This is a genomic window from Microbacterium marmarense, assembly GCF_037204165.1.
GTDB lineage: Bacteria > Actinomycetota > Actinomycetes > Actinomycetales > Microbacteriaceae > Microbacterium > Microbacterium marmarense.
Genome location: NZ_JBBDGL010000004.1, coordinates 249,327 through 260,260, shown reverse-complemented (window position 1 = coordinate 260,260; position 10,934 = coordinate 249,327). Strand labels below are relative to the sequence as shown.

Annotated in this window: 8 protein-coding genes; 2 read left to right on the top strand and 6 right to left on the bottom strand. The window is 60.1% G+C overall.

The genetic code is table 11. The features are described from left to right. Nucleotides 1-995 (top strand): rhamnan synthesis F family protein (locus WDU96_RS12855; protein ID WP_337338919.1); only part of this gene is annotated, 995 nt, incomplete at its 5' end. Here the strand turns inward: WDU96_RS12855 and WDU96_RS12850 are convergent. The 4 genes from WDU96_RS12850 to WDU96_RS12835 all read right to left on the bottom strand — a co-directional run bounded on the left by WDU96_RS12850 (nucleotide 992) and on the right by WDU96_RS12835 (nucleotide 5,706). Then, on the bottom strand, nucleotides 992-1,996 hold the full coding sequence (locus WDU96_RS12850) for a glycosyltransferase domain-containing protein (protein ID WP_337338918.1): 1,005 nt from the start codon (nucleotides 1,994-1,996) through the stop codon (nucleotides 992-994). The genes WDU96_RS12855 and WDU96_RS12850 overlap by 4 nt on opposite strands. A gap of 72 nt (nucleotides 1,997-2,068) precedes the next feature. Next, entirely contained in the window at nucleotides 2,069-3,289 is a 1,221-nt protein-coding gene (locus tag WDU96_RS12845; RefSeq protein WP_337338917.1) for an ABC transporter ATP-binding protein, read from the bottom strand. A 1-nt stretch (nucleotide 3,290) separates the two neighbouring features. Beyond that, complete coding sequence (locus WDU96_RS12840; protein ID WP_337338916.1) at nucleotides 3,291-4,208, bottom strand: ABC transporter permease; 918 nt, start codon at nucleotides 4,206-4,208, stop codon at nucleotides 3,291-3,293. A 97-nt stretch (nucleotides 4,209-4,305) separates the two neighbouring features. Next, nucleotides 4,306-5,706, bottom strand: coding sequence for a glycosyltransferase family 4 protein (locus WDU96_RS12835; RefSeq protein ID WP_337338915.1), 1,401 nt, complete (start codon nucleotides 5,704-5,706; stop codon nucleotides 4,306-4,308). 132 nt (nucleotides 5,707-5,838) lie between these two features. Here WDU96_RS12835 and WDU96_RS12830 point away from each other — a divergent pair, with 132 nt between their 5' ends. Then, nucleotides 5,839-8,658, top strand: coding sequence for a hypothetical protein (locus WDU96_RS12830; protein WP_337338914.1), 2,820 nt, complete (start codon nucleotides 5,839-5,841; stop codon nucleotides 8,656-8,658). 36 nt (nucleotides 8,659-8,694) lie between these two features. Here the strand turns inward: WDU96_RS12830 and WDU96_RS12825 are convergent, their stop codons facing one another. Continuing rightward, a complete protein-coding gene (locus WDU96_RS12825) occupies nucleotides 8,695-9,627 on the bottom strand; it encodes a lysylphosphatidylglycerol synthase domain-containing protein (RefSeq protein ID WP_337338913.1) in 933 nt (310 codons plus the stop codon). Continuing rightward, entirely contained in the window at nucleotides 9,624-10,718 is a 1,095-nt protein-coding gene (locus WDU96_RS12820) for a glycosyltransferase (protein WP_337338912.1), read from the bottom strand. The genes WDU96_RS12825 and WDU96_RS12820 overlap by 4 nt, the downstream gene beginning before the upstream one ends. Nucleotides 10,719-10,934: the final 216 nt, after the last annotated feature.

The following is a 10,934-nucleotide window of genomic DNA, read 5'->3' as shown; positions in this document are numbered from 1 at the left end:
CGGTTGTTATCACGCACATCTACTACGTCGAGATGACGGATGAAATCCTCGATCATGTCGACACGCTTCCTAGCGGATATGACCTGGTAGTCACCACGCCCGAGGAAGAGCGAGCGGTTGCTATTCGTGAGATTCTCGACCGGCGCGACGGCGGAGCGCGATCACACGAAGTGCGAGTGGTTGAGAACGATGGCCGTGACCAAAGCGCATTTCTCGTGGGCTGCCGCGACATATTGCTCAGCGGCAAGTATGACCTCGTCGTCAAACTCCACTCGAAGAAAACTCCGCAAGACGGCTTCAACGTCGGCCGCCATTTCAAGCGGCAACAGTTCGACAACCTGCTCAACAGCGAGGGCTACTCGGCCAATCTGATCGCCTTGTTTCAGAGAGAACCGGGCCTCGGCATGGCATACCCGCCAACGATTCACATCGGCTACCCGACGATGGGTCGTGGGTGGTGGTCGAATAAGCCGGGCTATGAGCGCATCGCTGAGACGCTCGGCCTCCACGTGCCGCCGGACGAGATCTCTCCACTTGCTCCGTACGGTTCAATGTTCATCGCGCGCCCGGCGGCTCTGCGATTGCTCGTTCAGCATCCCTGGAAGTACGAGGACTTCGGCGGAGCGGAGGCCTATCGCGATGGTGGGCTCGCTCACGTGCTTGAGCGGGTGCCGTCATATGCCGCTGGCGAGCTCGGATATCACACGCGTACCGTTTGTACCACTGAGTATCTCTCGATCAGCCACACTGCGTTCGATTACAACCTCGACCAGATGTCAACGACGATTCCGGGCGATACCGTCGAGCAGATACATTTTCTCAAGCGTGCAGGATACGTCGGGTCAGGAAGCTGGCGCGATTTTGTGAATATGTACGCGCGGCTGAATCCGGCTGATCGTTCGCTACCGAGGCGCGTGCTTCGCAAGGTACGCACATTGCTGAGCGGTGCTCGACGCCGCGTAGCTCGCGCAGTGCGCCACTGGCGCCATAGCTAGGAGCGGCGCTTGCGGTTGAACGGGCGCCGGACGGCAGTGGTAAGGCTTCGAACCAGGTTGGCGCCTGCACCCGCCACACCCTGGGTGCCCAACCATCGCTCCTGCCAAATCCCGACATCCACGAGCTGTTCGTGGAATGATTCTTCTAGCCGCTCGCGTTCCGTTTCGGCGCCATGCAACTGCGCCCCCAGCTCTGCCAGCTCGGTGTTGAGCCTTGCGACCGTCATCTCATCGAGCGGTTCGAGGCGGGCGGATAGTTGATCGACTTCCCTCTTTGCACGTCGAAGTTCAGCGAGGAGCGGACCTGAGGAATACGGACTCGCCTTACCCTGCGCCACCTTGCGCGATGCGATTACTGGCCACTCATGATGTTCCGAACTGAAGTTGTCGATGTCGAGTTTCCGATATGGCAAGTCGATCTGATCGAGGGCTACCAGGATCGACAGCTGGTCGCGGCGTGAGTATCGCAGTACATGTTCGTACCACCGCTGCATCGCAAGATCGACCTTTTCGTCGCGCCGACGTGCCATCATGCCCGTCCACAAGGGTTTTGCTGTCAGGCAGTCTGGATGCGCATTCGAGTACGCGAGGAGCTGTTCATGCACTCGTTCACCGTTGTCGTAGTTGAGGCGCACAACCTCGTCGAATTCGTCGAGCAACTGCTCGCGATAGCTATGCTCGGCCAGGGCAAAGACCTCGTCATCACCCAACCACGCCGCAATGATATGTTCTGGCGGCTGCCGAAGGCGCACCGAAGCATCGATGCAAAGGGTGGCATCGTACTCCCGCAAGCGTTCGTGACCGAGGATCTTGAGCGCTCGAGCGCTACGTACAGTGTCGGTCGGAAAGCGGGGCTCTACAAGAACGATCTCCCAGTCATCACTGCGCAACGAGGGGTCGTCTGTGAAGCAGAGAAAGTCTGCTGTGCTGTCGGCAGCGACGGGTTGTGCGAGAAGTCCGTCATAGTTGCCGATGAGGTAGGTATAGACGCAAGTCTTCACTCGGTCGCCTTCCATGGTGATCGGGTGCGGTTCAGGTAACCGAACTCACCTTATCGGTTCGCCCGGGTGCTTCTAGGAGAGCGACACCTGTGCCTGTGCGTAGAGTGTGCCCGTCTGGCGCGGGTCGAACGGCACCGCAAAGGTTGCACCCTGCCAAAGCACAGCCTGTTGAGTTCCGTTTTCGTCGGCGACTTCCGCATTGACAAAGTACTGTCCCCCAGCGAGTCCGAGGGTCGGAAGCACATATGTGATCGTCCTGGGCCCGGCGGGTGTGGCCTCGTGCGGCTCGCTCAGACGACGAGAGCCGGTACCGAAAACTTGTTGACCGTGCGGAGTGTCGATACTGAACCCGGTGTTCCACTTGGCGACGGATTGCTTGTGGTTTACATGGATCTCTATCGTGAGAGCCTCACCGGGAGCCACGGTTGTTTCACCGCTCGCGGTCCTCAGGGTGATGGCGGTGATCTCGGGCTTCATGTCCTCGACTTCGACAGCTTCTTCCGCAATCGCGTCGCGTCGCTTGCCCTCGAGCACTTCGCGGTGCACCTTTGCTGCCTCATCGACGGGTCCGATGAAAACCACCTCGCCGGCGGAAAGCACGACGCCTTCGTCGCACACCTCCATCACCTGACTAGCTGAGTGGGACACGAGAATGATGGTTCGTCCTTCGCGCTGAAACTCGCGAATCTTGTCGAGGCACTTGCGTTGGAATGCCTCATCGCCGACCGCCAGAACTTCGTCAACGAGCAATATGTCAGGGTCCGTGTGGATCGCGACCGCAAAGGCAAGGCGAACGTACATACCCGACGAGTAGAACTTCACCTGCGTATCGATGAAGTCAGCAATCTCAGAGAAGGCGACGATGTCATCGAACCTGGCGTCGGTTTCTTCGCGTGAAAGTCCGAGTATCGACGCATTTAGATAGACATTGTCTCGCCCCGACAGATCAGGATGGAACCCAGCCCCCAGCTCGAGGAGCGCCGCAAGTCGGCCACGTCGAGCGATCTTTCCGGAACTTGGTTCGATGATCCCGCCGATGAGCTTCAACAGGGTGCTCTTGCCTGAGCCGTTGGGGCCCATGAGTCCTACCGTGGTTCCCGCGCGGATGCTGAACGAGACATCGTGCAGCGAGTCGAAGACCTCGCGGTGTGTGCGCCCGCGGCGACCGAAAGTGACAACGCGTTCTTTGAGCGAATTGTCTTTTCGAATGATGAAGCGTTTTGACACTCCCTCAATGGTGACAACCTCAGGGGATTGCTCGTCGGGCGAGGTTGCGGCGTCTTGGATGCTCATGTCACAGCTCCTGTGCGAAATTGCCCTGCATGCGTGTGAAGGCTCTTTGGCTGAGCCAAAGCAGCACAATGCCGATGGCTCCGACAATCAGCATGCGCAGCAAGAGGTGTGAAGGATAGTCGGTCGGTTCGCCGGCGATCCAGAAGGCCTTGTGGAAACCCAGCACGGCCAGCGTGAGCGGGCCGGTCGAATAGACCTCAATAGCCCAGGAGGGAAAGCCGAACAGTGCAAAGCTGTCGCGCACCATCGTCCAGCCGTAGACGATCGGCGATGACCACATCGACAGCATAAGAAGAATCTGTGTGAGGTACTGCATATCCCGTAGGTAGACGTTCAGCGCAGACAGAAGCAGCGCGAGGGCGGTGCCATAGATGAGAACGAGAAGGACGGAAGGTAAGAAGTACAGCAAATCGATGGTGAACGGCGGTGCGCCGAGGATGACGCACGCCAGGGTGAGTACCGCGACCTGCATAGCGAATGTGAATGACCCCGAGCCGACGGAGGCGAGTGGGAAGATCTCGCGCGGAACATACACCTTCTTCACGAGGCCCGCATTGTTGACGATCGAACCCGTACCACCGGAGACGATCTCAGAGAAGAGGACGAAGATCGTGAGTCCCGAGAAAATGTACAGCGCGAAGTCTTCGATCCCGCGGGCAGCACCGAGAAACTGGCCCATCACCGTGTAGTAGACGATCAGCTGAACGATCGGGTTGATGAGGGTCCACAGCAGGCCGAGCGCACTGTCTTTATAGCGTGACTTGATATCGCGTCTCACCAGAAGACCGAGCAGGTGGCGGTGCGCGAAGATCTCTCCGATGGAACGGCCGACCCCTGGGAGTCCGGTCTTTGCCGCCGTCACGGGGATCAACGGTTCGGATGCAAGGCGCGCGTATCGCTCGCTCGGGCGTTCGCTCACGCGGTTCCTCTGTTTCTTGCGGGTGATATCAACAGCGTCACACTATACAGTCGCTCGTCTGCGACCTAGCCGAGAGCACACGTGGCGCGCCGCCTGCTCATCGCCGTCGCGCTCGGCCCCAACGCTCTCGGGCTTTGCCGAAGGTCTTGCTGAGACCTCCAGTGCGAAGGTAATAGACCAGCAGAGCCGTATCGCGCCGCGGTCCCTTGGGCATTGCGAGAATTCTGCTGAACGGATCCGATCCACCTGTGCTACGCGAGCCTTTGGCGGCGCCTCGATCAGGTGCTCGAGTCGGGTTCTCGCAGAAGTCGCGTAGGGGCGCGACCGCGCGTTCCCACGTGAAGTCCTCACGCACCTGCTGAACGTTGCTCAAGATGCTCTCGCGTCGAGCGTCGTCGAAGAGCACCTCGATAATCGCCCGCGCAAGGGCCTCAGGGTCTTGCGGGGGGACAACGGCACCGAGATCCCGATCACGAACGAGATCGGCGAAGCTGTCTCCGTCAGTGGTGATGATGGGCAGCCCTGCCCAGAGATAGTCGAGAATTCGTGTTCGAAACGAGAATCGGGTTTCGAGATGCACGGGGTGGGTGCTCACACCGACATCGGCATCCATCAAGAAATTGATGCGATCTTCATAGTCGACCCAGGTGTCGTTGAAGAACACCGATCGATCGGTGAGACCTAGCTCGTCGGCGACCTCAACAGTCTGCTGGAGCACCTGCATCTCAGGAACGTCGGGGTTGAAGTGCCGTGCACTCATGAAGAAAAGCTTGACCTCGGGGTGCGCGGCAGCCAGCAGTCCTACAGCACGCACCAATGTGACCGGATCGAACCAGTCATAGATGCCACCGCCCCAGATGAGTACTTTGTCGTCTACGGAAATGCCGGCTCTTTCGCCTTTGAGAGCATGACGAGACTGCACGGGGTCGTCGGAAGGAAGCCCGAACGGAACGATCCGCACGAAGGAATCAAACGAGGCATCGGCCGAATATGTTGCAGGGTTGATGCGCCCGGCGACGGAGAGCGCGCCGAGCCAGAGTGTTTGCTGACGTTCAGAGGCGCAGATGAATGCGTCCGCGCGGGCCAGCTGTTCGTTGAGGAGTGACACCGCTTTGAGGACTTCTTCGTTCCAGGTATCGGCGTCGCGGTGCTTGTTCTGTTCGAGCTGCTCGAGGTGGAACGGGTCGTACAGATCGGCGACGAGAATCTTGTCTGATTGAGCGATACACGGATACATGCGCATCGAGATGCCCTGCACGATGATGACGTCGGCCCATTGCTCATGCTCTCGCATCGACCGATCGTCGCCGTCATTCACATAGAACAACGCGAAGATGTCGGATTGACGATCGATCTTCGCCCACGACACGACCCGTACATCGCAGGTCGCAGCCAACTGGTCGGCCATGTTCCACACCCGGATCGCAGGGCCTGCCATGCGCGGTCCGATAATGTCACCGGTGATCAGCAGGACGCGGGTGCGGGAATGGTGATTCACTCGCCGATTCTAGCCGACAGGCAGCATCGCGATGCTATGCAGCGGGCGGAACGAGGAACGCTGGCGACCACCCTGGGTAGACTTGCCGGAGCCCGCGGCGAGAGACGCCCTTTGAGTATGTAGGAGTGCAGTGTGACTCATGCCCCCGGCGAGGATGTGGCTGATGCCTCTATAGCGACCGATGACGGCTCAGTTGAGCCAGTCATGAACAAAGCGCTCTTGCGGTGGTGGCGTCGACGTCCGGATGTGTTTGGCGCCCTCGTTGCGCTGACCGGACTGCTTGCGGTCCTCGCCGTACATCTCGGGCCAGCGTTGATCGGTGTCAAGTCGTTTAGCGCTATGGATCGGCTGGCGTCAGTCGCGCCATGGTGGGACGGAGGCATGCGTCCGAGCGTGCTCAATCCGTTCTTGGGGGACAGCATCGACTCGTTGCTGCCTAGCTATATTCAGATGCACGAGCGTCTCTTCAGCGGGGAGTGGCCGCTGTGGTCATCGCTCGGCGGGCCGGGAACCGAACTCTTAGCAAGCACCAACAGTCCAGCGCTTACGTTGTCGACGATCTGGTTCTTGGTGTTGCCCACTGTCTATGCGCCCGGCTTTGTGAAGCTGGTTGAGATAGCGCTCGCCATGGGCGGCATGTACCTCTGGATGCGTCGAATTGGCATGGGTCGCGCAGCCGGCGTCGTCGCAGGAATTTTCTACTGTGGTTCTGGGTTCTTTGTCGGGTGGGCTACCTGGTCTGCGCAGTCATCCGTCGCGGCCATGATGCCCGCACTATTTTGGGCCATCGAACGATATGTGCGTCGGCGCACGTTGCGGTCTTCGCTGCCAATCGCCGGAGTGGTTGGCTTGCTCATGCTGAGCGGCTTTCCCGCAGCTGCGGGCCACGCCCTGTACGCGGGCGGCATCTACTTCATTGTGCGGATTGTGGCAGAACGAGCACGCCACAGTGTGTCTGGCAGCCTCCGCACGTTCGCTATCGGTGTAGCAGCCGTGGCCTTGGGTATAGCGCTCGCCGCGGTGCAGCTCATCCCGTTCGCAATTGGGCTATCCGATGTCGACCTGAGCGTGAGAAGCGGACAGTTTTTCTCGCAGCAGCCCATTCGATCGTTTCTCTCGGTCTTCTACCCTGAGACGTTCTTCGAGGTGGGGTTCGGCGGTGGGACGAATCCGATCGAGGCGTACGCGTTTCTCGGTATCGGAGCGGTGTTCTTCGCTCTAGTTGCGCTGCTGAGTCCACGCATGGTCGGTCAAGCGCGCGGCGTTGTGCCGTTTCTGGCCGTCGGTACAGCACTGGCCGCAGCCGTGGTATGGCAGCAAGGATGGTGGACACTGTGGCTCGCTGATCTGCCCATTTTCTCTGGCAACAACTCCGGCCGATTGCGTGACCTGGTAATGCTGTTTGGGTCGGCGCTCGCCGGCATCGGAGTTGAGCGCGTGTTCCGACAGTCGGCACGGCCTCGTACTCGGATTCTCGTCATCGCCGCGGCGAGTACAGCCCTGCTGGGAGCACTCACAATTTGGGTGTGGCAACGCATCCCGGAGGTTACAGCCGAACATCTGTTTTGGGATGCCGCACCGGGATTCGGGATCATCGTGCTTGCGGTGGTCGCGGTCCTGGCAAGTTCGCGTGCAGCATTGCGCGCGGGTGCGTTCGCCGGCGTCGTGGTGCTTGCGGCTCTGCAGATGAGTAGCTCCGTATCGAACTATTGGCCGCTCACAGATGCGGAGGACTTCTATCCGCAGCTCCAGCTGATCAGTGAACTCGAAAGCGCGACGGAAGGCGAGAGGCTGGCGACCTCTGGCTCGTTCATGGGGTCAACCGCGTCGGCCTACGGCTTGCGGTCAGCAACCGCGCACACCTTCCAGCCGACTACGTGGCGGGAATATCTGGTCGCGCTCGATCTGGGCGCATTTGGCGAGGGCCAATCTCCGACCAATCCAAGTCTTACGTTCCCCGGGGTGGAGACCGCTGAACAAAGAGCGTTGCTCGACAGGCTGTCAGTGGCCGCTTGGACAACACCAGCCGGAGCGGAGACTCCCGGAAAGCTAGTTGACGCGTCGGGCCAGCCTCACAGCGAGGTGATATCAGACAACACCATCGTTTCTGAGGCAGGCCAGCCCCTTGTTCGCGATGTAGCCAGCGCGTCGCTTCGTGCGGTGACGTTTTCGGTTGCTGAGCAGGCGCTGGGCAACGAAGACGGCGTCAGCGTGCAGATCTCTTTGCGAAATGCGGCCGGCGAGGTGGTAGCGACCAGTGCACTCCAGCGGCAGCTATTGAACCCCGGCCCCGTTCTTGTTCCCATCGCGGCCGAGGAGCTTGCACCCTCCGCTGATGGCTTCACGGTTGAGATTCACACCAACGTAGACGTCGTATTGGTGGCAGACACGGGCGGTGAGCCCGCCTTAGCGATCACGGAACCAGCCGACGATGGTTTGCTATTGAGCTTTGCCGACGCGAGCGGAACCGTATGGGAGAGACAGAATGCACTTCCGCGGGTGCGTTGGGCCTCGTCGAGCGAAGTTGTGACCGACAGTTCCGATCGGCTGGCCCGCCTGCAGGAGCCAGGCCTCGCATCCGACACGGTGGTGCTGAGTGAACAAGGTCCAACTGCTGAGGGACAGAACGCGACCGTAGAGGTCATCACTGATTCTGGCGATGAGGTGGCCGTGGAGGTGGTGGCGGAAGGCGGCGGCTATTTGGTTGTCGCGGACTGGATGCACCGGGGATGGAGTGTGTCGATCGATGGCGACGAAGCTGACGTCGTAGAGGCCGACCATGCGATGAGTGCAACCTTCGTTCCAGCCGGGACACACACCGTATCTTTCGTGTATCAAGGAGATGGACTGGTAGCGGGCGCAGCGGTCTCAGCGACAGCCATCGTTGCGGTGGGCTCGATTCTTGTCGCTTCTCTTTACTGGAAGAGGCGAGATGGAACCTTTGAACGGTGACGAATGGCTAGCCGCCGGGCGAGAGGACAAAGCCGTCTAGTCTCTGCCTCGGCGCGATAGTATTCTGGCGTCGACGACTCCGACGCCCGCGAGACTTAGGTCAACTGCCGTGAGAAGCACGCGGCTGACTAGGACAATAGCCACGGCCGCGCCCGGGTCAACAGTTCCAGCGAGCGAAGCCGCAAGTACTACTTCGCGCACGCCAGCGCCGGCGGGCGCGACGATGAAAAGGAACCCTGCGGTCCACGCGAGTGCGTACCCGCCGATGCACTGCGCAATCGTGAGCAAAGTGAGGGGCGCGCCCATGCCGATCGCGAGCGCGGCAACGGCCATCCCTGCGGTGATCCATGCCGCAACCGACCATGCGATTGTCGCCGTCAAGCCGCGGGTCGAAATGGAAGTATCGAGAGGCTCAAGCTTGGCAAGTTTCCACGCGACTGAGATGACGCGATTCATGATCGCGGGCACGAGTAACACCAAGAGCGGTACCGCGACCCAGATGACCCAGCCCCACTGCTGAAAGAGCGGGCCAGGTGAGACTGCGAACGCGATAACGCCGACTGCTACTCCCGAAATGATGGAGACAAGAAGCGTGATCGACATCGCAGCAACTGAGTGTCGTCTCGGGATCCCGTGGGCTCGTCCGAGTTCGGCCGCTGCCGCGATGTTCCACACTCCGCCGGGGATGTACTTTCCGAGTTGGCTGATACCGAATAACGGCACCGATGAACGGAATCCCAACGGGTTGCCTAGATCGCGCACGACGGATCGCCAGGCCTCGAGCGTGAACAAAACATAGATGACGCTCGCAAGCGCTGAGAGAGCGAGTGCAACGAGTGACAGTTCAGCGAGCGCATCAGCGATCTCTGTCCAGTTGTTCCAGACGAACCAGACAATAAACACGAGAGCAACAGCCAAGAATCCCCACCGTACGGCAGGCGAGCGCAGTACCTTCAGCAGATGCTTCATGCGCGACGTGCCAATGCCGTGAGCAATGGCGCCACGACACGTGCCGCGCGGAACTGTTCGGCGGCCTCCCTCGCGCGGATGCGCGCTGCCTTGGTCTCTGCACCGGAGGATGTGAGCTTGACGAGCGCGGAGGCTAGCGCGCGGGCGTCTCCCGGTGGCGCATATATCGCACCGTCCCCCAGCAGTGCCCGCTGAGGCGGTGTGTCAGAGGTCAGAACGGCACACCCAGCTGCTGCTGCTTCATAGACCTTGTTCGGAACCACCCGCAGTGCCTTGGGTCCGGTGCCGAAAATACCGAGCCCCACGTCGTGGCCAGCGACCAGCTTGGGTAGCTCGCTTGCTTCTACCCAATCGATCCAGGTAACGCCTTGCCGATCTCCTAGCAGCGACCGAGCTTCATCCCAGTCTTGCCCTGTTCCGATCATCGTTGCCGTGAACTTAGCGCCGTCGTCGAGTGCCTGCGCAATCGCGGCGGCGATCACTGGCGCTCCCTGAAGCGGCGTGAACAGTCCGAAGAACACGACTGAGGGCAGCGGCACTAGCTCATCGTTCGAAGGCCGTGCAACGAACCATTCCTCTCGGGCTCCGACAGGAATGACCAGACTTTCAACCCCCGCGGGCAGCATTGCTTCGTGTTCGGTTGTGTCTACGAGCACGAGGTCTGAGGAACGAATTGCTGCGCTGTCGAGCCAGCGCAACATTCGCACGCGAAGACCTTCCGTGCCCCTGTCTTGAGCGGTGTCGCCAGCGAAGATCAGGTGATCGAGCACGATCGTGGAACGACGAAATACGCGTCTTGCCAGGATGACATCGAAGTGGCCGAGATACCCGACGAGGACCACCGACGGCTCGGCACCCTCGCGACGCAGTGCGCGAGCATCCTTGATCAGCGAAATCCATCGGCTCAGCAGTCGAAACCCGAAGGCTGGCAGCCGCCAGGGCTCACGTAGCATTCGGACTCGCTCTGAGGTACTGAATCCGAGTGGTCGGTTGAGCTCGGTCACATCAACGCCGTTCGCCCGCAAGCCATCGATGATTATGCCTACCCGAGGGTGGCGTATCGAGTCATAGGTGCCGAATGCGACAATCACGCGTGGTTCTTTCGTCTTGTTGATGTGTTCATTGTCTTCTCGGCGCCGCTCTAGGGTCCGCTGACGGGGTCTAGACTCGGGTCGGCCCGCTTGTTGCGTCCAGCGCGATGATAGCTGATAGTGCAGAGGAGCTTGTCGCAGGGCACTTTGGGGGTGCTGACATCGAGATGGCAGAATTAGCGCGAGTCCGTGCTTATCAATTCACGGCTGACAGCC